21 protein-coding genes and 2 riboswitches are annotated in these 23,401 nt (G+C 41.5%); of the genes, 18 read left to right on the top strand and 3 right to left on the bottom strand.

Translation table 11 applies throughout. The features are described from left to right. The first annotated feature begins 313 nt into the window (after positions 1 to 313). The 4 genes from AF333_RS01250 (at position 314) to AF333_RS01235 (ending at position 4,435) form a co-directional block, all read left to right on the top strand. Positions 314 to 709: a carboxymuconolactone decarboxylase family protein gene (locus tag AF333_RS01250; RefSeq protein ID WP_043068671.1), complete on the top strand. Its 396-nt coding sequence runs from the start codon at positions 314 to 316 to the stop codon at positions 707 to 709. A 251-nt stretch (positions 710 to 960) separates the two neighbouring features. Continuing rightward, positions 961 to 1,977, top strand: coding sequence for a phosphodiester glycosidase family protein (locus tag AF333_RS01245; RefSeq protein WP_043068672.1), 1,017 nt, complete (start codon positions 961 to 963; stop codon positions 1,975 to 1,977). After that, the gene (locus AF333_RS01240; RefSeq protein WP_043068673.1) at positions 1,964 to 2,668 is read left to right on the top strand and encodes a hypothetical protein; all 705 of its coding nucleotides are present in this window, start codon (positions 1,964 to 1,966) and stop codon (positions 2,666 to 2,668) included. Before AF333_RS01245 ends, AF333_RS01240 begins: the two co-directional genes overlap by 14 nt. Positions 2,669 to 2,986: 318 nt before the next feature. Then, entirely contained in the window at positions 2,987 to 4,435 is a 1,449-nt protein-coding gene (locus AF333_RS01235; protein WP_043068719.1) for an aminotransferase class V-fold PLP-dependent enzyme, read from the top strand. Positions 4,436 to 4,489: 54 nt separating this feature from the next. On the opposite strand, the gene AF333_RS01230 is transcribed toward AF333_RS01235, so the two are convergent. Further along, on the bottom strand, positions 4,490 to 6,031 hold the full coding sequence (locus AF333_RS01230) for an FAD-dependent oxidoreductase (protein ID WP_139188884.1): 1,542 nt from the start codon (positions 6,029 to 6,031) through the stop codon (positions 4,490 to 4,492). 150 nt (positions 6,032 to 6,181) lie between these two features. Between AF333_RS01230 and AF333_RS01225 the strand changes: the two genes are divergently transcribed. The 4 genes from AF333_RS01225 to AF333_RS01210 all read left to right on the top strand — a co-directional run bounded on the left by AF333_RS01225 (position 6,182) and on the right by AF333_RS01210 (position 12,206). Beyond that, the gene (locus AF333_RS01225; protein ID WP_043068674.1) at positions 6,182 to 8,134 is read left to right on the top strand and encodes a sensor histidine kinase; all 1,953 of its coding nucleotides are present in this window, start codon (positions 6,182 to 6,184) and stop codon (positions 8,132 to 8,134) included. A gap of 95 nt (positions 8,135 to 8,229) precedes the next feature. After that, positions 8,230 to 9,348, top strand: coding sequence for a histidine kinase N-terminal domain-containing protein (locus tag AF333_RS01220; protein WP_321167147.1), 1,119 nt, complete (start codon positions 8,230 to 8,232; stop codon positions 9,346 to 9,348). A 119-nt stretch (positions 9,349 to 9,467) separates the two neighbouring features. Beyond that, positions 9,468 to 9,584, top strand: a riboswitch (SAM riboswitch). An 88-nt stretch (positions 9,585 to 9,672) separates the two neighbouring features. Beyond that, positions 9,673 to 9,790, top strand: a riboswitch (SAM riboswitch). Positions 9,791 to 9,885: 95 nt separating this feature from the next. Next, positions 9,886 to 11,022 carry a trans-sulfuration enzyme family protein gene (locus tag AF333_RS01215; protein WP_043068675.1) on the top strand — a complete coding sequence of 379 codons (1,137 nt, stop codon included), beginning with the start codon at positions 9,886 to 9,888 and terminating at the stop codon, positions 11,020 to 11,022. Then, entirely contained in the window at positions 11,016 to 12,206 is a 1,191-nt protein-coding gene (locus tag AF333_RS01210; protein ID WP_139188885.1) for a trans-sulfuration enzyme family protein, read from the top strand. The genes AF333_RS01215 and AF333_RS01210 overlap by 7 nt, the downstream gene beginning before the upstream one ends. 76 nt (positions 12,207 to 12,282) lie before the next feature. Here AF333_RS01210 and AF333_RS01205 read toward each other — a convergent pair whose 3' ends face one another. Then, positions 12,283 to 12,981, bottom strand: coding sequence for a M15 family metallopeptidase (locus tag AF333_RS01205; RefSeq protein ID WP_052812386.1), 699 nt, complete (start codon positions 12,979 to 12,981; stop codon positions 12,283 to 12,285). A gap of 220 nt (positions 12,982 to 13,201) precedes the next feature. Here AF333_RS01205 and AF333_RS01200 point away from each other — a divergent pair, with 220 nt between their 5' ends. The 3 genes from AF333_RS01200 to AF333_RS01190 all read left to right on the top strand — a co-directional run bounded on the left by AF333_RS01200 (position 13,202) and on the right by AF333_RS01190 (position 15,709). Continuing rightward, the gene (locus tag AF333_RS01200; RefSeq protein ID WP_052812387.1) at positions 13,202 to 14,047 is read left to right on the top strand and encodes a polysaccharide deacetylase family protein; all 846 of its coding nucleotides are present in this window, start codon (positions 13,202 to 13,204) and stop codon (positions 14,045 to 14,047) included. 124 nt (positions 14,048 to 14,171) lie between these two features. Next, positions 14,172 to 15,173, top strand: a complete 1,002-nt coding sequence (locus AF333_RS01195) for a Rad52/Rad22 family DNA repair protein (protein ID WP_043068676.1) — start codon at positions 14,172 to 14,174, stop codon at positions 15,171 to 15,173. Between the two features lie 107 nt (positions 15,174 to 15,280). Further along, complete coding sequence (locus AF333_RS01190) at positions 15,281 to 15,709, top strand: single-stranded DNA-binding protein (RefSeq protein WP_043068677.1); 429 nt, start codon at positions 15,281 to 15,283, stop codon at positions 15,707 to 15,709. 373 nt (positions 15,710 to 16,082) lie between these two features. On the opposite strand, the gene AF333_RS01185 is transcribed toward AF333_RS01190, so the two are convergent. After that, positions 16,083 to 16,517, bottom strand: coding sequence for a DUF3888 domain-containing protein (locus AF333_RS01185; protein WP_052812388.1), 435 nt, complete (start codon positions 16,515 to 16,517; stop codon positions 16,083 to 16,085). 195 nt (positions 16,518 to 16,712) lie between these two features. Between AF333_RS01185 and AF333_RS01180 the strand changes: the two genes are divergently transcribed. From AF333_RS01180 to AF333_RS01150, 7 genes are all read left to right on the top strand, one after another. After that, positions 16,713 to 17,267 carry a glycerol-3-phosphate responsive antiterminator gene (locus AF333_RS01180; protein ID WP_200894287.1) on the top strand — a complete coding sequence of 185 codons (555 nt, stop codon included), beginning with the start codon at positions 16,713 to 16,715 and terminating at the stop codon, positions 17,265 to 17,267. 131 nt (positions 17,268 to 17,398) lie between these two features. Continuing rightward, positions 17,399 to 18,661: a PTS galactitol transporter subunit IIC gene (locus AF333_RS01175; protein ID WP_043068678.1), complete on the top strand. Its 1,263-nt coding sequence runs from the start codon at positions 17,399 to 17,401 to the stop codon at positions 18,659 to 18,661. Positions 18,662 to 18,675: 14 nt separating this feature from the next. After that, entirely contained in the window at positions 18,676 to 20,187 is a 1,512-nt protein-coding gene (locus tag AF333_RS01170; RefSeq protein ID WP_043068679.1) for an FGGY-family carbohydrate kinase, read from the top strand. Positions 20,188 to 20,200: 13 nt separating this feature from the next. Further along, on the top strand, positions 20,201 to 20,959 hold the full coding sequence (locus AF333_RS01165; RefSeq protein WP_043068680.1) for an SDR family NAD(P)-dependent oxidoreductase: 759 nt from the start codon (positions 20,201 to 20,203) through the stop codon (positions 20,957 to 20,959). Positions 20,960 to 21,041: 82 nt separating this feature from the next. Next, a complete protein-coding gene (locus AF333_RS01160) occupies positions 21,042 to 22,049 on the top strand; it encodes a 2-hydroxyacid dehydrogenase (protein ID WP_043068681.1) in 1,008 nt (335 codons plus the stop codon). 44 nt (positions 22,050 to 22,093) lie between these two features. Next, positions 22,094 to 22,885: a class I fructose-bisphosphate aldolase gene (locus AF333_RS01155; RefSeq protein ID WP_043068682.1), complete on the top strand. Its 792-nt coding sequence runs from the start codon at positions 22,094 to 22,096 to the stop codon at positions 22,883 to 22,885. Positions 22,886 to 23,067: 182 nt separating this feature from the next. Continuing rightward, complete coding sequence (locus tag AF333_RS01150) at positions 23,068 to 23,382, top strand: antibiotic biosynthesis monooxygenase family protein (protein ID WP_043068683.1); 315 nt, start codon at positions 23,068 to 23,070, stop codon at positions 23,380 to 23,382. Positions 23,383 to 23,401 lie beyond the last annotated feature (19 nt).

Genomic DNA, 23,401 nt, shown 5'->3' with positions numbered 1-23,401 from the left:
GTAAATTATCTGGAATAAGGAGATAGTGGGTGCACGTTTCCTATTCTTTTTGAGTATTGTAGGAATATTTGCTTCACTTAACAGTGAATCAATCTATGTATAAGGCACTAGTTCTCTTAAATAATTCTACAAATGTATTAAATTTCCTTCTTTATAACCGTAAAAGAATGTCGAAATAACAAACTAATTTGTCAACTTTTTGAATTTTACTCTATTTGGAATTTAACTCTCTGTTTTTTGATAATAGCCTGCTAAGATAGAAACATAGATAAAACATACGGAATAATCAAAAAAAGAAAAGGGAGAAGGCTTTATGGAAAACGAACGTTATCAAAAAGGATGGGAAGTTTTTAAGGTGTTGACCGGAACTGATGGTGTTGCAGAGTTGGAGCGTATCCATGCATTGTGCCCGGATTTGGCCAACTTGATTATTTCCAATGGGTTCGCTGATATTTATTCCAGACCTGGCTTAGATTTAAAGGAAAGAGAGCTTGTTACTCTCTCATCCTTAATTACGCAAGGTGCAACCGAGCAATTGCCTATGCATGTGAACGCCGCACTAAATATCGGGCTGACCCCAAAGGAAATCATGGAAGTTGTGCTTCAATGTACCGTTTATGTCGGATTTCCAAAAGCACTGAGTGCGTTTGCGGTTGTGATGGATATATTCGAAAAGCGGGCTATACATATTTCGGGAACAGGTATTTAAAGCTATGTTCGAAAGAAGGTCGGTCAAGCGACAAACTTGACCGACTTTCTTTATTTATCATCGTTTTTCCGATACCGATATATAAGTATGATAAACTTTTTTAGTTAGATGCCTCTTTTATCGTAAACATGATTAAAATGGAGAAAACAAAAGAAAATTAAGGGTTTTCTTCATTTATCTTTGTTGTCAATCAATTTTAGTATCTATAGTATATATTTGGGGAGATGGCGAAAAAAGGAGAAATGGTTTAGATGTCAGTTGTAAAGATAGATAAGAAGGATACGTTACCGAGAAGAAGAAAACGCCGCAAGAAAAAAGGCAAACTTCTTGGGATCGGAATATTGCTGTCTATTTATGTGGGATTGTCGACCGCCGCACTTGTGTTATACGGGCCGTTCGAGCATCTACGTAGTACGGTTATCGGGGCCGTATTAACCAGCAGGCACCCTTGGTATATCGAATATTTCTATTCGCCTACAGCCCTTGCTAAGTACAAACCGGTAGGCATGGATAAAATGAGCGAAGGAGATATGAGAACGGACAATTTTTCCGATGTGCATGACGATGGGATTGAAGTCATTCCTATAGAAGAAAAGAGATATAACGGCAGTCTGTTAGTAGTAAAAGATCCGAAACGCGTTCATGTCGCTGTGACTAAGCATATTAATAATGTCGGACAAACTGTGAGTGAAATGGTAAAAGACGCAAATGCAGTCGGGGGGATTAACGCTGGAGGTTTTTATGATGTGAAGGGTAAAGGCACAGGCGGTATTCCGATGGGAATTACAATTTCGCGTGGTAAATATATCAGCGGCGATCAATCGGTTCGTCAGCCTGTTATCGGTATTACGGAACAGGGAGCTTTGATTATCGGAAAATATAAGTATGAAGAAATAAAAGAGCTTGGCATCCAGGATGCGATTTCTTTTGGTCCTCAGCTTGTAAAGGATGGGCGGCCGTTCTTGGGAGAGGATGACGGTTCCTGGGGCATTGCACCTCGCTCGGCTATTGGACAGCGGAGCGATGGAGCGATTTTATTGCTGGCATTATCTGGACGAGGAAGCGACGGAGTGGGGGCTACGTTACTGGACTGTGAGAAAATTATGTTGGATAACGGTGCTGAATTTGCCGCAAACCTTGACGGCGGTTATAGTTCCGAACTGTACTATCAAGGCGATTTCCTGGTGGCGCCTTCCAATCCTCTTGGGGAGCGCTATGTAGCCACTAGTTTTATCGTAGACGGAGTGAAGAATAGTGTCGAGCATTAAAAAAATACGAAAAGTATCATTATGGTTTATAGGAATGGCGGTGCTTACCATTGTTCAATTCGGTGCTTTGTATCAACTGGATGATTTCCTGGCGCCGCCTTCTCTAGAAGGAGAACGAGTGTCTGCTGCAGGCATGGAATCAGGAGAGAAAAAGCGGCTTACCGTTCCAGATGATGCTGTCCGGTATGATATGACTTCCGACTCTCTTCATCTCGCTTATGTAACGGGAGAAGATGAAAGCAAGCTCATCATCGAAGATCGGAGTGGAAGGGATTCGCTGGAGGAAGACGGGAATATTACCTACATGAAATGGTTGGGACAGTCCAATGCACTGCTTTATATGGTCGAGAAACGAAGGGGACAGGAACTGCGCCTCATGCAGAGATCACATGATGAACCGGTTCCCGTTTATAAATGGCCAGATAAAGAAGGAAAGATAGAAGACATTTATTTTTCGCCTTATTTGGAGTTTTTCTATGTCCATATGAAAAACGAAGAGAAGGACGAGTTGTACAAATATACGGCATCAAATGGGCTGCAAAAGCTGCAGATTGGCAAGGTCCATATCGCCAGTATTGATTATGACGAGAAAAATGATATTCTTTACATTTCAAATTCAAAAGGAAAGCTATGGGAATATAAAGATGGTTCAATACGCCGCTCCTCGTTGAAAGTTCAGAAGTTCTCATAGCTATGGTTATGGTAACTGCGATTTGAATGAGAAATGATAAAAAACTCATGGGCGTTGCCGCTCGTCCTTTTTCATCCGCCGTGCCACGCGCCTCGCGAGTTTTTCAATTAGTACTTTCTTATCCATCAAAAAAGAGGACCAGACAGCTAAGTGCATGTTTGGTCTTCTTTTTTTAGTTGGCTAGTGGCCTTCCCTTTTTAACCTACTTTCGACTGACATCATAATCTAGATAGTGGGGGTTGGTTAGCGAAAGGAGGGGGCGGATTGATTACAGCGAAGATAGGGAATGAAACGTATCGGTTTTTTGAAGAGCTAGAGATGTATTTTTTGCAATTCAGAAAAAATATTGTTGGTAATGAGCAGAACTTCATTTCTCCTTACGGAGAAAAACGGATGATTTATGCCGATTGGATTGCAAGTGGGCGTCTGTATCGCCCGATTGAGACAAAAATTTGTGATGAGTTTGGGCCATTTTTTGCTAATACGCATACGGAATCGAATATTACAAGTTCAGTTATGACTCTAGCATATAAACAGGCTCAAAAAATTATAAAAAAGCACGTACATGCCGATGAGCATGATGTTATTATCATGGATGGATCCGGAATGACAGGGGTTGTAAATAAACTGCAACGAATGATGGGATTACGGTGGCCTGAAATAGCAAAAGACAAAGTAACTATCGCCGAAGAAAATCGCCCAATTATTTTCATAACACATATGGAACATCACTCTAATCATCTTTCATGGCTGGAAACCATTGGAGACACTATTATTATAGAGCCGGATGAGGAAGGAAGAGTCAGCATAGAGAAATTAGAGCTGCTTCTCGAGAAATATCGCCATCGAAAATGGAAAATCGGTTCATTTACCGCCTGTTCAAATGTAACAGGCATTCAAACGCCATACCATCGACTGGCCAGGAAGATGCATGAGTATGGAGGGGTTTGTTTTGTTGATTTTTCGGCTTCGGCTCCTTATGTAGATATCGATATGCATCCTCCATCACCTCTTGAAAAACTGGATGGTATTTTCTTTTCTCCTCATAAATTTTTGGGCGGTCCGGGTTCGAGTGGGGTACTTATTTTCGACTCAAGGTTATATTCCAACGAGGTTCCAGATAAACCGGGAGGCGGAACGGTATTGTGGACTAATCCATGGGGAGAGCATCAGTATATTCATAATATAGAAATGAGAGAAGATGGCGGTACGCCAGGAATCCTTCAAACCATTAAAGCCGCTTTATGCATAAAGCTAAAAGAACAAATGGGAACGGTAAATATACTGCGGCGCGAAAAAGAGTTAATGGATATTCTGATGCCTGGACTGAAAAGTGTTCCGAAGCTGCATGTACTGGCTGACCATATTCCAGAGAGGTTGGGAATTGTCTCTTTTTTTGTGGAAGAGATCCATTACAATTTAATCGTTCGGTTATTAAATGATCGGTTTGGTTTTCAAGTGCGTGGAGGATGTTCGTGTGCGGGAACATATGGGCATTATTTGTTTCAAATTGATCAGAGTGCATCTCACATGATCGCATCGCAGATTAGTAAGGGTGATTTCTCTGGTAAACCAGGATGGGTGCGATTCTCTGTTCATCCTACGATGTCCAATCGGGAAGTATATGAATTCATTACCGCGATGCATAGAATTATCGAAAATATTTCCGAATGGAAAAAAGAATATATATATGACTGTGAAACGAACGATTTTTATTATATTGGCTATAAGAAAAGGGATATGGACAGTGTATTTTGCTTGGATTAAAATATACACGCTCCCCATCTGATTATGGAGGGGAGCACCGTATTGTACATCGCATTATTCTGTTTTAATTCGTTGCAGAGGTTTTTCTGCCGGTCCTTCTACAACATTTCCATGTATGGAAAATCTGGAGCCGTGGCAAGGGCAATCCCATGTTCTTTCGCCATGATTCCATTCAAGTTCGCAGCCCATATGGGTACAAGTTGTATCAACGATGTGTAGATTCCCCTCATCATCTTTATAAGCGCCTGCTCTTTTTCCGTTAACAGTGACAACCGAGCCTTCGCCGTTCGCTAAATCTTCAGGTCTGACAGAGACAAACTCCAACTTTCCGCTGATCAAATGCTTTGCCACATCGGCGTTTTGCGTGATGAAGTTTTTTACGCTAGGATCGGCATTAAATCTTGAAGGTGTGTAAAGCTCATGATAAGGGTTTTCTGTTTCGGTGATGATATCGTGCAGTAATAAGGCAGCGGCTGTTCCGTTGGTCATACCCCACTTTCTGTATCCTGCTGCAACTAAAATATTCGGATGGCCAGAAGTAATATGTCCAACATAAGGGACCTTGTCCAAAGTTACAAGGTCCTGCGCAGACCAACGGTAGGGAATCTCTTTAATGCCGAACGTCTCTTCAGCAAAGGATTCAAGGGCTTCATAGTGCTTTATCGTGCATATTCCTTGTCCGGTTTTATGGCTTTCGCCACCTACTAATATTAATTTTTCTCCGTTCATCGACGTATATCTAAGAGAGCGTTTCGGATTTTCAGCACTTAAATACATACCGCCAGGGTAGTCTTTTTCCGTTTTAATTCCCAATACATAGGATCTGTCAGCATACATCCTCGCAAAATACATACTGAGTCCATCATAGAAAGGGAAATGGGAACAGGACACCGCATACTTGCACGTAATTTTATGCCTGTCTCTCGTAACGATTGTAGGAGGAGTTCCTTCTTCGATATCGGTAGCTGTCGTGTTTTCGTATATGACGCCGCCTGCATTGATGATCTCCTGCACAAGATACGTTAAATAAGCGAGTGGATGGAACTGCGCTTGCTTTTTCATGATAATAGCCGCTTTCGTTGGTAAAGAAAGGGGAAGCGTGTCCACATATTCGCTTTCGATCCCGAGCCGCTGATAGGCTGCGAATTCGTCATTCAGCTTGCTCAAGTATTCATCAGAATTTGTATAAATATAAGCATCTTCTTCTGTGAATTCGCATTGGATTTTATTTTCACTCACTGTGTTTTTTATGAAATGCAAAGCCTGATGGTTCGCTTCATAGTAAAGCTTAGCTTTTTCTTCACCTAAATGATTGATAAATTCATTGTAGATGATATCGTGCTGTGCGGTTATTTTTGCAGTAGTATGCCCGGTAGTACCGTTGAGGATAGTACTGGAGTCTATAAGTGCGACACGTATTCCTTCTTTTGCGAGTAGATAAGCGGTAGTAATCCCCGAGATTCCTCCTCCCACTATGGCAACGTCGGTCTCTATATTAGCAGTAAGTTTTGGAAAGGATGGGAGCTCTACGGAGGTTCTCCAGTACGGTTCTGGAAACTGAGGCATCTTACCTTTTATTGAGTTATCTTCAGCCATGATTTTCCTCCTGTTCGGTTGTATATTATATAACTACCCCAATAAATAGAAATTAATGTATTCCACAGAAGAGAAACACGATAGAATCACTATATACGGAGACTAATGTGGAGAGGGAAGTGATTTTCTGTACTGAAGAGGAAAAATCCGATGAAATATACTTTTGTAACTTTCTGTATCTTGCTTTTACTACTCGCTGTATTGTCGGGGTGCACCCGGGATGGACATGTTCTGTCAGCTGCGCCGTCGGCTGTCCAAGGTGTCTTGGATGCAGGGAAATGGAATTTTACAAACCAGGGTGTATTAAAGTTGCGTGGAGAGTGGGATTTCTATTGGCATCGTTTGCTTGCGCCTGCCGATTTACCTGTAAACCAACAACAGAAGGGCACTCTCCAGTTGCCTGGAACTTGGAACGGCTATTCTGCCAGCGGTCATACGCTGTCGGGGGAAGGGTATGCCACATTTGTTTTGAAAGTAAACGTCAACCCTGAAGAAATAGGGACGCCGAAGGCTCTTTATATGCCTACCGCGTCTACCGCTTACACATTGTTTATTGACGGGAAGAAAGTGGCATCGAATGGAGTCGTCGGTAAAAGCAAAGCGGATATGCAGCCGCAGTATTTGCCCCAGGTAGTTTATTTTCAACCGCAAAACGGAACGGTAGAAATTGTCCTGCAGGTCTCCAACTTCATGCACCGCAAAGGCGGGATATGGAAGGATATTCTGTTCGGAGATGAAAAGCAAATAACCAAAAAAAGAGAGGCAAAATTCGCTTTTGATATGTTCTTTGTTTCTAGCCTATTTATTATGGGATTCTATCATTTTAGCCTCTATTTGTTTTTACGCATGGATAAATCGCTGCTGTATTTCGGTTTTTTCTGTATTATTACAGGCATTCGTGCTCTTCTGGTTGGTGAAGTTATTCTGGTAAGTTTCTTTCCCAACTTTCCATGGGATATTGGTCTTAGAATCGAGTATCTTGCTTTCTACTTAAGCATGCCGCTGTTTATTTTGTTTATTTATTCATTGTATCCTGATGAAGTTAAAGAGATGATGGTCCGTCTGGCAAAATGGACATTCATTATATTTGCGATCCCGGTTCTTTTGCTGCCTCCTGCTATCTATACATGGTTTATTCTGGCCTTTTATTTGCTCGTTGGCTACGGAATTTTCTACATGATTTATGTGCTTATGAAGGTGTTGCTTTATAAAAGAAAGCTTGCTTTGCTTAATGTAACGGGCGGATTAATGTATCTTCTGATGGGTGTAAATGATATTTTCTATTACCTCGGATGGGTGAATACAGGTGATTTGACGCCATTCGGTCTGGTATTTTTTATCCTTATTCATTCCGTTACACTTGCGCATAAGTTTTCAAAGGCTTTCTCGACTGTGGAAAGTATGTCAGTGGAGCTTCTGGAGTTAAATAACACGCTTGAGAAGAGAGTGGAGGAGAGGACGAAGACACTCGAATATTCACTGCAGGAGATGGCGGAGGCGCGTGCCCAGATGTCGGCTCTAGAAGAGAGAAACCGGATTGCAGGAGAAATCCACGATATTGTGGGTCATACGCTTACTACGACCATTGTCCAAATCGAAGCCGGCAAACGATTAATCGCCCGCGATATCCCGTTAGCGTTGGAAAAGTTAGAATTATCGCAGGATTTGGTAAGAAAAGGACTGAATGAAATACGCCAATCTGTTCGCATGATTAAAGAGGAGGAGTCGGGATTTGAGTTGCTACCTTCCGTTCTGCAGCTTATCCAGGAAACAGAAAAGCATACCGGGGCAAGAATAAACTATGAATTGCTACCGTTGCCTGGGTTGCCTGTGTCGCATAAGAAGGTGATCTATCATGCGTTGCAGGAAGGACTAACGAACGGTCTTCGTCATGGGCAAAGCACACAATTCTGCTTTATGCTTCGACCGATGGATAATGCGGTGTTTTTTCTTCTCGAAGATAATGGCGTAGGATGCGAAAATATAGTATATGGCTTTGGTTTGACTGCGATGCGCAAGCGTGTTAAAGAGTTGGATGGTACATTGGAAATCACAACAACAAAGGGAGCGGGCTATCAACTGTATATAAGGATTCCGTTTTGATGGATTGAATCGTAGACTATATAAAGCAAGGGTTTTTCAGGTATCTACTACTGCATGTCGAAGATGATTGTACTTCCATTCTTATAAGGAAAGTGATGAGTATAATGGACGATATGAAAAGGTTTACTGATTTCCTGAAACAGCAAGCAGACGTATTAGTAAGAGAGTGGAGAGAGAATGCTTTTGTTTCGGAGAATGATCCTTTCCGGAATAAAGTGTTTCGAAATGGGACAAAAATGTATGAAATCGTTATTCAGATTCTCGATAACGAGGGCGAGAAAGAGACATTGAAGCGTCTTGCATATCGAATTGCGGAGGAGCGGATAGAGGCGAATATTAACATCGGGGAATTCGTTTATAATGTAAACGCTGGACGAAGCCAAATTTTTAAGCGCTTAACGTTATTCGGGATGAGTATGGAAGAGCTACAACCTACCATTGACCGTATTAATGAATGCTTCGATTTATTCTTGTATTATGCGGTCTCTCATTATACCGAATTAAAAAATAAAATGCTTGAGGAAAAGTCAGTTGTGATTGATACGAACCATAAGGATAGACTTTCTATTCTTGGACAGATGACCTCGAGCTTTGTCCATGAATTTCGTAATCCGCTTACTTCTATCAAAGGATTTATTAAGTTATTGAAAACTGAATATCCTGATTTAAAATACATAGACATTATTGATAGCGAATTAGAGGAGCTTAATTTCCGTGTATCCCAATTTTTAATGCTTTCTAAAAAAGAAATTATCGGGAAAGAAAAGCAAGATTTCGATATGGAACAGTTGATTAATCAAGTATTAAATTTTCTGTATCCTAGCTTTCTTAACAACCATATCGATATATCTAAAGAGTTGACGTGTAATATTTTATTTCACGGTTATTACGATGAAATTAGGCAAGTCCTTATCAATATTTTATTTAATGCAATTGAAGCGTTACATGTAAAAGAGAAAGAAAAAAAGATAGAAATTTCATTGCGAAAAATCCCGGGAAAAATTGTTATTACCGTTTCAAATAATGGCCCGATTATTGACAAAGAAGTACTACAGACGATTTTTGAGCCTTTTTTCACCACGAAAGATCTTGGCACTGGGTTAGGATTATTTGTTTGCAAGCAAATAATAGAGAAGCATGGAGGTACGATTTCCATTCACTCGAACGAGAATCTTACTGTCTTTTCTATACAATTACCTTACCATAGGATATGACATTCGTTTTAGAAGAACGTTTATCTCTACTGTTTGCCGAATTTTCTTTCGTTTTTAAAAAAAGATTGACAGTTCGAGTGAAAACGAATTATGATTGAGAAAATTAATTATACTGATTATTCTTATCAAGAGCGGCAGAGGGACTGGCCCGATGAAGCCCGGCAACCCCATTACCTTTATTAAAAGGGAGGAAGGTGCCAAATCCAGCAGGATAGTATAAGCCTGAGAGATAAGAAGGATGCGCACAATCCTCTTTATCTCAGATAGAGAGGTTTTTTATTTGTAAAGGAATGTTTTGAAGCTGTAAATGCATAAATAAATATTCTCTTATCAAGAGCGGTGGAGGGACTGGCCCGATGAAGCCCGGCAACCATTAAGCGAAGATACATTCTCGCTTAAACGGTGCTAATGCCTGTGGAATGATTGTTCCTGGCGATGAGAGAGTGTAGACCTGTTTTTATAACATGAGCACTCTCTGCGACAGAGAGTGCTTTCTTTTTTGCTACTTTAAGAAAATCAGGAGGATGAAGAAGGAATATGAACATGGAGACATTGCTTGTAAGAGCAGGTATGGAAAAAGATAACACAACGGGGGCGATTAGTACTCCGATTTATCAGAGCGCTACATTTCAACATCCAGAGCTGGGGATAAGTACGGGCTATGATTATTCACGTACTGCCAATCCGACTCGTACAGCATTGGAGCAAGCGATTGCGGCTCTAGAAGGAGGTACTAAAGGGTTCGCCTTTTCTTCGGGAATGGCGGCTATTACCACGGTATTGTTCCTGTTTAAGCCGGGTGATCATCTGGTTGTATCCGAAGACTTATACGGAGGGACCTACCGGCTGCTTGCACAGGTATTTCATGAATTAGGCATTACTGCAAGCTTTGTTGACACGTCCTGTATAGAAAAGGTAGAAGCTGCGATATGTCCAGAGACGCGGGCTTTGTTTATCGAGACACCAACCAATCCGCTTATGAAAATTACCGACCTTAGAAGGATTACTGATCTAGCAAAAGCCCGCGACTTGTTGCTTATTGTTGATAATACATTTATGACACCATATTTGCAGCAGCCGCTCGCATGTGGTGCAGATATTACATTGCATAGTGCGACGAAATATTTAGGCGGACACAATGATACGGTTGCGGGTCTTGTAGCAGTGCGTGAAGAAGAACTAGGCGAGCGCATTGGACTTTTGCAGAATGCGTGCGGAGCGATTCTCGGACCGCAAGATTCCTGGCTTATCCTGCGTGGCATTAAAACGCTTGCGGTAAGACTGGAGAGACAGCAACAAAACGCTCTGGCTCTAGCCCAATGGCTGCAGAAGCATCCTGAAGTGGAAGCTGTATATTATCCGGGACTTCCGGAACATCCCGGCCACCATCTTGCTAGTGAGCAGGCGTCCGGGTTTGGAGCGATGTTATCCTTCTCTGTTCGTAATTCTGATCTCGTGCCCCGTATTTTAAAAAACATAAAAGTTATTACATTTGCGGAAAGTCTCGGAGGGGTGGAAAGTCTTATTACGTTTCCCGCTCGACAAACGCACGCGGATATTCCAGAGGAAGTAAGAGCGCAACTTGGGATTACCGATCGGTTGTTACGATTGTCTGTTGGCATTGAGAATATAGATGATTTACTTATAGATTTAGAGGGGGCGTTACGATGTTAAACAATAACGAGAGGGAAGAAGTGTCTTTCGGAACCAAGCTTGTTCAGGCGAAGCCTAGTAGTGGGAGACATCATGGCGCGCTAAGTACGCCCATTTATCAGGCATCAACATTCCATCAATTTTCGCTTTCCGAACCGGGGAAATTCGATTATTCCCGTTCCGGGAATCCGACTCGTGAGGCGCTTGAGCAGACGATCGCTGAATTGGAAGGAGGATATGCAGGTTTTGCGTTTTCTTCAGGAATGGCTGCCATCTCTTCTGTCTTTTGTTTATTAAGTGCAGGAGATGAGGTCTTGCTTTCGGATGATATATATGGAGGCACGTACCGAGCGATTACAAAGCTCTTCCCTCGTTTTGGCATTCGTGGAAAATTCGTTGATACGACAAATACAGAAGCAGTACGGGCGGCGATTACCTCGGCGACGCGGGCTATCTTTTTGGAGAGCCCGTCCAATCCGCAGATGAACATTACCGATATTGAAGAAGCATCCCGGATAGCTAAACAGCGGGGATTATTGACGATTGTCGATAACACGTTCATGACGCCTTATTTGCAGCGTCCACTGGAATTGGGAGCAGACATTGTAGTACACAGCGCCACGAAGTATATTGGCGGTCACAGCGATGTAGTGGGGGGCCTCGTTGTGGTGGCCAGCCAGGAAATCTCGGACGAAATTGGTTTCATCCAGAATGCTTTCGGCGCTATTCTTGGACCGCAAGATTCCTGGCTTTTGCTGCGTGGTTTGAAGACGCTAAAAGTACGGATGGACCAGCATGAGAAAAATGCACGGCAAATCGCATCTTGGCTTGCGTCACGCTCTGAGGTAGAAGCCGTATATTATCCTGGATTACCGGAACATCCAGGGCATGAACTGGCACTCAAACAAGCCAAAGGCTTCGGAGGGATGATTTCGTTTACGCTTGGCAGCGTAGAGCAGGTAGAGCAGTTCTTACATAATCTAACTCTGCCTGCCCTCGCGGTGAGCCTCGGAGCTGTGGAGAGCATTATTACGTATCCAGCCCGGATGTCGCATGCCAGCATACCGGAAGAGCAGCGTAAGCAGATGGGAGTTACGGATACGCTGCTACGTATCTCTGTAGGAATCGAAGATGCGGAGGATGTAATCCGGGATTTTGAGCAAGCTTTTCGATGGATCGATTCTAAAGTATCGCATACGATATAATGTGAAAAAGTTTCTTCTCTCAAATAAAATGAAGCTGCCGCACGGGTTTATCCGCTACAGCAGCTTCATTTTTGCCTTATTTGATTTTCTTTTCAAAGTGTTGATAGTCTTTGGAGCTTTTCCATTCTCCACCCCAGCTCCAGCCACGCTTTTTAAACGCGTTATAACACGCGTCTCCTTTCATAATCATTCCCTTTCGGGCGACTTTCCGGTTTGCATATGCTTTGGCGCTTGCCGGACTTACTTTACTCCCGACTACATGAGGATTTTGCAGCGGATTGATATCGACGGCAATGCCGTAGCTATGATTTGACATTGTTTTCTTACCAGCTATAGCTCTCGTATTAAATGCGGAAGAATTGTTAGCCTTCATCGATAGCTCATCTGATCCTTTGTACTCATCGATGAGATTGACCTGTTCAATCGGATACCGTTTTTGATATAGCTCTTCAAAAATCTCGAATACGTCCTTTGCCAGCTTTTTGTGAACGATAAGTTCCCCTGTATGTGCCTTATTATCAAAACCTATGTATCGTACACGTACATACGATAGATCGCTCATTTTTACAGGTGTCTTCTTCGTAAAAGAGATGCCTGTAATTTTTTGCTGTATATTAGCCGGGATGCTACCGTATCCGGCATCTGAAGTTGATACGGGCAAGGCTTCTACTTTGGTCGTTGTAGCTGTTGACATTGGAGGAGCAGCAAAGGTAGAAGCTCCTGTTATAGTGGACAGCATACAGGTCAAAATAAGTCCATTTCGCAAGTGTTTCAAGATGTATCACCCCCTGCATTCTTACGCCCAGTATAGCACGTTAGAGGGCAGAAGGAATGAGATAATGGAAAGAAATTCTATACATAGCGAACGGTTCGGTTAACCTTTTTTTAACCCTTTCGGAGACGCATTGCAGGATAATGGGAGCTGTTTGAACTGAACATCAAAAGTTTCCAGATATCAAATTATATATACAGATGGGGAAAGAAGGCGTTTCATCATGGGTGTATTTAGAAAGAGAAACGTACTGCTGGCGACGGCAGTGCTGCTTACATGTGGAGGAGCGGGAGTCGCTTGGAACAATGTGGAAGATGCTAAGGCGGTCACTTCGGCTTTAACAGCTCCGCCACTGGCTGGGAAGTTAAAAGAAATACGGCAAACGGAGCCGGTAATACAAATCCAGGAACCAGAAAAGAAAAGTACGCAAATTACAACTCCTGCACCAGCAAGACCTTCTGTTACAATGCCGCCGGGAAAAGCAGTTACTAACCTGGATTATAAGAACGGCGAAAAAGTGATTTACCTGACGTTTGATGACGGTCCAGGCCCATATACAGAAAAAATTGTATCCGTTCTGGAGGAGAGGGGGATACGAGGTTCTTTCTTCTGGATTGGACAGCGGATGACAGAAGCCTACGGCCATATCGGTCGAGAAATGACTGATGCAGGACATGTCATTGGTACGCATACGATGCATCATGCGTCGCTGTCCGGGAAATCGAAATCGTATCAAGAGCGGGAAATCAAGGATGCGATTCGTGCAGTGGAGAAGCACATACAGGTGCCTTCCGTATACTTCCGCCCTCCATATGGGGCGATGAATGACATGACAAAGCGAATAGCAGCCGATGAAAAACAATACGTAATCTATTGGGATGTAGATAGCCGGGATTGGAATTTGGCAAAGCACCCGGAAAAAATCATAGATAATGTTTTGCAAAACGTACGTCCAGGATCGATTATTTTGTTGCATGAGCGACAGCAAACATTGAAGGTATTACCGCAGATCATCGACCGTCTTGGCAAACAAGGTTATTCGTTTGCCGCATTGCCAAAGCCGAAATAAGTTTTGTTCCCCCTTATTTGCTTGCTAAAAGCGAACGTATGTACTATAATGAGAACATAAGTTCTTGTATAGGCGTGATTTCCCGACGTGTTTTGTGTGAGCATCTAAGAAAGGGGAAAGCAGTATGAGCATTGATAAAATAGCGCAATCATTAGGTGTTGAAATGTCTGACTCCTATAGAGAGCAAATGATGGAGAAGGAACGCTGGCTAAAGCTAGCGGATGCTCCGTTTCTGTACCGCCATTATAAAGTGAATTATGACGGCAATATTTATATTTCCCAACAGTGTATTGCGGATAGGAATGCACTGTTGTTTGATCAATTTCAATATGAAGCAGAAGAAGCTCAAGTAAATACAGACACTTGGTGTGTAGGGGTATGGGTAAAGGTTCGTGCTATCATTAATGGCAAGGAGCACAGCGTACGTCAGTATGGCGTACATGCCATCAGCAAGCTGCGCGGAGACGCCAAACCAGGTGGCGATGCAATGGAACAGGCAATTAAATCCGCTGTATCGGATGGAATGAAGAAATGCAGCTCCTGGTTAGGGATTGCGGCGCACATTTATCGGGGAGAAGTCATCTCTATTCGGGCGAACCGTAATAAAGAGGGGCAGCCACAGAGCAAGTTCTATCTACAGAACCTTAAGAAATTTGGTCTCTCGGAGTACGAATACAAATACGGTATTCCAGTGCTCCCTGATTCATTCAAATCTTTTTATGAGAAGATGGATTGGACAGACGGTATATTCTATTCCGATGTATTTGGTTATAAGGAAAATCGAGAAGATGAGCGTATACCATCCGAAAAAATGGAGAAGAAAACGGAGAAGGCTCAGGAACGAGGCGAAGTAGAAAGTTCAGCTTTCATTAATGACATGCAGGCCAATTATCTGCGCGGCCTGATTCATGATTTTAATGAGAATGCTCAAGAGGCAGATATTGTACAGGCTATTATTGCATACCTCGTTAAGCATAAAGTTGATGTCGTACAAGAAGCAGAGGAGATGGGGAGACGCTTTACGACAGTGGAAGCTTTACCATCTGCACACTTTACCTCGGTACACCGCTACTTCAAGCAGCTGAGAAGGGCACGATTGGAAAACACAGAGGAGAAATCGGCATAGAGCAGTATACGCAAGCGACTTTTTGCCGAATGCTAATATAGTGAACGAGTGTACAAGCACATGTGATATGTGCACACGATTAAAGAAACGAGAGAGGAGGGAACACGATGTTAAATAGGGTGATTTTGATTGGCAGATTAACAAAAGATCCAGAGCTGCGCTATACGCAGAGCGGTACAGCCGTTGCCACCTTTACACTTGCGGTTGATCGGAGGGTCACCAATCAGCAGGGCGAACGGGAAACTGACTTTATCCCTGTGGTGGTATGGAGCAAGCAGGCAGAGTTATGCGCTCAATACTTAAATAAAGGAAGGCAAACCGCTGTGGAAGGCCGCCTTCAGGTTCGCAACTATGAGAATAATGAGGGGCGTCGGGTATATGTGACCGAAGTTATTGCCGAGAATGTACAATTTCTTGGAGGTGGGCAAGGGACAGGAGAAGTTGAACGGGGAGTAGCACGATCTAGCCGGAATGAAAATCCGTTCGCAGACGATCAACGTCCGATTGATATTTCGGATGATGATTTGCCATTCTGATTGTTGAGAAACACTTATTTTTAAAAATGAAATGTATAAAGTATTAGTATGAACATTTTTAAATCAAAAGCTGATATTTCTTTATTTTAGAAATATCAGCTTTTAGTTATTTTAACTATCGTTCCCTTAAAACGGTAACAAATGCAGATATTTAACCACATCATATGTTACATACTATATACATCTCACTTTATACATTTACATATTCTTTTCTTCCCCCCCACCATAAACATTTGTCGATTTATCAAACCAGATGTATATAGGTGAATTGGTTCCTGAGAATCCCACCTTTGTCTCTGGAGCTAATCTTGTGCATCATCCCGTCAAAGTAGGTCCATCAGGTTCAGGCGAAGAGTAAAGCCTGAAGCGCCAGCTAATTTCTAATAATGTGTTTCCAGTTTGCGGGCAGCTCCTCAGTTTTTATATGCTCAAACTTTTTTAATTCAATACCGCCGCTCCCCCCTATTCTAAATGTCAAGTAATCGATGCCGACAGAAATATGTGGTCCAACAACTGGAGTGACTTTAAGTTTCACTAAAAAATCGAAGGAACGATAATTCCCGATTCTTTCGGCTTTTAAAACATAAACCAAATATGGATAAACTACAGGGGAGGTAGTTAGGATTTTTGTGTAATAATTATCTATTTGCTTTTGAATATATGGCATAAGCAAGGAGACAAAAATGTCTTGATATAATTCTTCCTTTGATTGCTCAGGTGGTTTATATATAGTTTCAGCGTGACAAGTGAATGGTACAGCAATTATAAGTCCCATTGCTAAAAACACTGAAATAATTGGTTTTAACAAGATGACACCTCTGCGATAAGACTTTTAAATTATGTTTTCCTTTTGTGTACAGGTTAATGCTTTTAGAGACAGTTGTTACGTCCGATAACAACGGAGCATTATCTTCGGAGCGAGGAGTCGTATAACACGGTTGATAATTGACAAGGTAACGATTCATATATTAAAATCATCTGAAAACGTTTTACTCTGTAGGGTGTGATAAATATTTTAGGACAGAATACGATTATTCCTTCGATCCGTAAATTAAAATATTTAGATGCTGCACTAAAAAGCGATTCCCCATTCATCCTACTTTCTGATGTTCACATCGGAAACTTAAAGAGCCTAACGAAAAAATGCCATGAAGAAAACAAGAAAGTAATCGTTCATTTGGATTTAGTCGAGGGCTTGACAAAGGATACCAAAGGGGTTAAGATTCTAAAAGAATTATTCGAAGTAGACGGCGTCATATCGCCAAATCAAAGAATTGTAAACGCTGCAAAAAAAATAGAGTTGCTCTCTATTTATAGGCTATTCCTCTTGGATTCAAGATCTTTTGAAAGCGGTATGAAGTCGCTTGAAAAGTGTCACCTTGATGGAATTGAAATGTTACCGGCACCTTTTGCTGTACATTTTGTTAATGCCATAAAAAAAGCAGCACCCGGTGTTCCTTTATTGGCCGGAGGATTTATAGATACCCCTGAAACGATCAAGCAAGTGTTTAATGCAGGTTTTCATGCGCTGACGACAAGTAAAAGCGAATTATGGTAAGTCATCTACAACAAAATAGATTGATTGGGCATGAGATAATGAGAATCCCCACAAAGTTGACAGGTAATATTCCTGTCTGTTCTTTGTGGGGATTTTTTATATATAAAATTAAACAAGAAGGGGAATGGAACATGGGGATTATTGATTGGGTGATTAAGTTAGGTCCTTCGGTTATGATGCCAATTATATTTTTTATTTTGGCCATGCTGTTTAGAGTAGGATTAGGTAGGGCGTTTAAAGCATCAATGTTAGTAGGGATTGGTTTTGTCGGAATCAATGTTATTATCAGTTTGTTGTTAGAAAGTTTGGGTCCAGCTGCGGAAGCGATGGTAAAGCGCTTCAATCTTGATTTAACTGTTATTGACCCAGGATGGCCGGTTGCTGCAACGATTGGTTGGGGCACGCCTATCGTGCCGTTTGTCGTATTTGGAACCATTATTTTAAATATCGTTCTTCTCGTATGTAAATTAACTAAAACTGTTAATATCGACATATTTAACTTTTGGACATTTATGATAACGGGAGCGGTTATTTACAGTTTTACAGACAGTATTGTCATTTCAAGTATTGCGGCACTACTTCATTTCTTGGTCGTTCTCTTTATTGCTGATGTAACCGCTCCCAAAATCCAGAAAGAATTTAATTTGAAGGGGGTATCCTTCCCGCATGGGACAACAGCGGTATTTGTACCCGTTGGTATTGCGGTAAACTGGATTATTGATCGAATCCCAGGACTGAAAAACATTAAAGCAGACCCTGAAACCGTAATGAAAAAGTTTGGAATATTAGGTGAACCATTAACTTTAGGAACGATTTTTGGTATCTTGCTAGGGATTTTAGCTGGATTTGATCTTTCTGCGATATTGACGCTCGGGGTAACCGTAGCTGCAGTAATGGTCTTGCTGCCGAAGATGGTAGATGTCTTAGTTGAAGGGCTGACAATTATAAGAGATGCAGCAGAAGTTTATTTAAAGAAAAAGTTTCCTGATAGAGAATTTTATATTGCCCTGGACACGGCCGTTTTGATTGCACACCCTTCGGTATTGGCAACGGGATTGCTTATGATTCCTTCGGCATTAATTTTGGCCGTTATTTTGCCAGGTAATAAATTATTGCCATTCACGGATCTGGCTTCATTAGTCTTCTTGCTTCCGATGGCTGCTCCTTATTTGAAACAAAATATGGTTCGTCTCTATATAACCGGGCTTCTCATATTGACGATGGTGTTATATGCGGGCACAAGCGTTGCAGAATATTTTACAGATGCAGCCAGAATAGCGAATGTTACGCTTCCTGAAAATGTAAGTCAATCAACGCAATTAGCTAACCTGGTCGGAGGCGCAACCACTCCGCTAGGATGGTTATTAATTAAACTGGCCTCACTATTTGCATAAGGAGAGATAGTTGAATGAGTAAATATTTATTAGGTATCGATAATGGTGGAACGGTTACGAAGGCAGCCTTGTATACAATTGAAGGGAAAGAGGTAGCTGTTTCGAGTAAGAAGACGAAAATGCTCATGCCACAGCCTGGACATACTGAAAGAGATATTGAGGGGTTATGGCAGGCGAATGTAACGGTAATTAAAGATGTACTGCATCAATCACAAATCGATCCTTCACTCATCGAAGGTATAGCAATAACCGGTCACGGCAATGGATTGTACTTAGTCGATAAGGATGGAAATCCTACGTATAATGGCATTATTTCTACTGATACGAGAGCTAAAAAGTATATTGATGAGTGGTACAAAGATGAGCGATTTCTTAGCGAAGTGCTACCTAAGACGATGCAATCCATGTGGGCCGGACAGCCAGTTGCATTATTAGCCTGGCTAAAAGAACATCATCCGGATGCTGTGAATAATGCTGAATGGATTTTTATGGTTAAAGATCTGATTCGTTACCGTTTAACAGGGGAAGCATACTCGGAAATAACCGATATGTCTGGAACAAACTTATTAAACGTAAAAGATAAAAAGTATGATGAGGAGCTGCTACACTTCTTCGGGATAAGGGATGTATTCCAAAAGCTTCCTCCATTAAAAAGTTCGACAGATATATGCGGTTATGTAACAAAAGAGGCTGCACACGAAACGGGTTTACAAGAAGGTACACCTATCGCTGGAGGGATTTTCGATATTGCAGCTTCAGCTATTGCTACCGGGCTTATCGAAGAAAACAAGCTTTGCATTGTGGCAGGTACTTGGAGCATTAATGAATACATTACGAAAAAACCGGTCATAGACAAAGAACTATTCATGACCTCTATCTATTGTGCATCTGACTATTGGTTAACCACTGAGGCTAGTCCAACCTCTGCAAGCAATCTCGAATGGTTTATTAATCAATTCCTGGAAGGGGAGAAGTCGATAGCTAAAAGCAGAGGGATTTCTATATATGATTTGTGTAATGAAATGGTGGCAGACACAAAACCGGAAGAAAGCGATGTAATCTTCTTCCCATTTCTGTTCGGATCGAATACGGTAGCGAATGCGACTTCCTGCTTCATTGGTTTAAATAACTGGCATGAGAAAAAACATCTTTTACGGGCTGTTTATGAAGGTATTGTATTCGGACACATGTATCACATTGAAAGACTGCTGCAATATCGTGACCAGCCAACTGCTTGCCGTATAGCTGGTGGTGTGACAAATTCAGATGTTTGGCTGCAAATGTTTGCGGATTGCTTACAGTTACCGCTTGAAATCGTTGAAGTGAAAGAACACGGAACGCTGGGAACTGCCATGTGTGCAGGTGTTGCTACAAAACATTTTTCTTCCATTGAAGAAGCTGCTTCTAAAATAGTGAAAATCAAACAAGTAATCGAACCGAAGCCAGAACAGGAAGAGATGTATAAGAAAAAATATGATAGATTCAAGAAAATCATGAAAGCAATGGAGCATGTTTGGAGCATATAAGGAGGAGTATAACATGGAACTTGGAATAAAGGGAAAGACGGCAATTGTCACTGGGGGTTCCAGGGGAGTAGGCAGAGAGATTGCTCTCGTGTTAGCGGATGAAGGAGCTAAAGTAGTCGTTACTTATCAAAAAAGTGAAGCAAAGGCTATTGAGGTCGTAGAAGAAATCAAACAAAAAGGTGGAGAAGCTTTTGCAATTCAATGTGATGTAGGTCAGGCAAATGATTGCATTGAACTTGTACAAAAGTCCATCGACCATTTTGGAACAGTGGATATATTGGTAAATAATGCTGCGATTTGGCCAAAAAGCTATGTAAAAGATATGGATTTAGAGGAGTGGAATAGCACGATAGACACGAACCTTACTTCCGTTTTTCTTACGAGTCAAACTTTTGTAAATCATTGCCTGGAGCAAAATAAAGGAGGAAAAATATTAAATATTACTTCCCAGGCTGCTTTTCACGGCTCAACGACAGGACATGCCCACTATGCAGCAAGCAAGGCTGGAATGATAGGCTTTACAATCTCTCTTGCAAGGGAAGTAGCTAAAAACAATATAAATGTAAACAATCTTGCCTTAGGGATTGTAGAAACAGAAATGATTAAAGACTCGCTGCAAAAGAATGAGGACTATTATTTAAATAGAATTCCGTTGGGCAGAGTAGCAAAACCGCATGAGATAGCTGAGATTGTATCATTCTTGGTCTCAGAGAAAGCCAATTATATAACCGGGGCAACGCTTGACGCTACGGGTGGCATGTTGATGCGTTAAGCTCAGCCACAACAGATGAAGCAAAGAATTGTGCTATTCCTGTCGTAAATGAGCCAAATAATAGATTATAGGAGTGATAGGTATGAAATGTCTCGCGATTGCCGATCTTTTTATCCCGGCAGAGATGATGGAGGAGGGTCTAAAAAAACTCAAGGATTCTGGAGTAGAGGTTACGGTCAGAGAATGGAAGCATGAGAACCTTGAACATTTGCAAAAAGATAACCTGGCTGTTGAACAAGGGGGCAGTGAAGCGTTGGATTTGCCTGAATCCTTACTTGAGAATATTAGTGAGTTTGATATAATCATCACGCAATTTGCCCCCGTTAACAGAAAAGTAATAGAACAGGCAAGCAATTTGAAGATAATTGGCGTGCTTCGGGGCGGTATTGAAAACGTGAATGAAGGGCTTGCAAAAGAAAGAGGAATTATGGTTTTGAATACTCCCGGAAGGAATGCACGCAGTGTTGCTGAATTCACTGTCGGATTAATTCTTTCAGAAATAAGAAATATTGCACGTTCCCATGCCGCCTTAAAAAAAGCAGATTGGAGAAAGGAATTTCCTAACTCTGCTTTCGTTCCTGAGTTGGAAGGACGGACGCTGGGGATTATCGGCTTCGGAAATGTCGGGCAATTAGTGGGGCGCTTCTTAAACGGGTTTGGCATGAGAATTATCTTTCACGACCCATATTTTAAAGGAGAATCTTCGTTTCCGAATGTCGGGCTTGATACATTAGTAGAAGAGTCAGACATTGTTACACTGCATGGTCGTTTAACTGAAGACACTATGAATCTAATTAATCGTGAACACTTTCTAAAGATGAAACCAACCGCAATTATTGTTAATACAGCAAGATCCGGTTTAGTAAATGAAAAGGACTTGATTGATGCCTTGCAAAACAACCTGATTGCAGGCGCTGCGATAGACGTATTCGACCAAGAGCCGCTGCCTGAAAATCATCCTTTTTTAACATTGGATAATGTAACAATTACACCGCATATGGCTGGAAGTACAGTAGATGCATTTGCTAATACGCCTAAAAAGCTGGCTGCGGAGATAGCGATGTATATAAGTACAATGAATGAAAAGTAAATGTTGAAAAATATAAATCATTTTATCGAAAAAGGAGAAATAACATGTCAAAGGTAAGACGTATGTCAAGAATTTTTGCAAATGATGGAAAGTCGATTACGCTTGCATTGGATCGTTATAATTTTGCTAGTGATACGGATGGCATTGATCGTACGATAGAAATTCTACCTGAATTGGTTGAGAGTGGACTTGATACGGTTCTCGTAACGTATGGAATGGCAAAGACACACGAAAAACAATTCCAAAATGTAGGGCTATTAATTAGGGCAGATATTACGAGTGGTATATTCGATCCGAGTGTACCAAGTACTGAAGGCTTTGTTACTGTAGAAGACGCCTTAAGACTTGGAGCTGATGGCGTAATTTCCATGACATTCCCAGGAGCGCATAATGAAGTAGCTTCACACAGAATTGCCTGGGAACTAGCACGTGAATCGGATAAATGGAACATGGTGTTTATGTGTGAAACATTGCCATATGGCTATGCTGTAACCACTCCTGAATCCAATAAACCTGAAATCATTGCAGCATCTGCAAGGGTTGGTACTGAGTTAGGCGCAGATATTATTAAAACAAGATTTTCAGGGGAACCAGGGGATGCGGAAATCGTAAAACGAGCGCAAAGGCCTGTATTAGCTTTAGGTGGTCCGAAGACAGATGACCAATTGCAATACTTCAAATTTGTGAGACATTGTATGGATGTAGGTGCTAAAGGAGTAGCCGTAGGACGTAATATTGTGCAAGATCCAACTCCTAAAAGGATGGTTGCGGCATTAAACCACATTGTTCATAACGATGGCACTGCAGAGGAAGCATTTGAGATATACCAAGCGTAGATAGAGCCGAATATGTTAATTAAAACAGTCGTTCTAAACTTGAGAACGACTGTTTTTTTGATAGAACGTAGTGGAAACTTTAAAACGAAAGCTTTATACAGAGGAATAATTGACATTGATAATCTTTATCAATAAAATATAGAAATAACTTACTTTTGTATAAAGAAATGGAGAGAAGATTAATGTTTATTGAAACCAAAACCATTATTGTCAAGGAAGGCACTTCTGATAAAGTCGTAAGTCGTTTCAGCCAAGAGGGAGCTATTGAAAAATCTGAAGGGTTTATCGATTTGAGCGTTTTGGTTAAGAAAAGCAGAAAAGGTGATGAAGAAGTCGTTGTCATGATTCGTTGGGATTCTGAAGAATCATGGAAAAATTGGGAGAAGAGTGAAGCCCATCTTGAAGGTCACAGACAAAGCAGAGGAAAGCCGAAGCCGGATCATATTATTAGTTCCAGCCATAGCACATATGAGGTTAAAGCAATCAAGGGTGCATAAATTTTATCGAGTACTACTT

Source organism: Aneurinibacillus migulanus (assembly GCF_001274715.1).
Taxonomy (GTDB): domain Bacteria; phylum Bacillota; class Bacilli; order Aneurinibacillales; family Aneurinibacillaceae; genus Aneurinibacillus; species Aneurinibacillus migulanus.
This window is presented reverse-complemented; position numbering and strand designations above follow the sequence as displayed.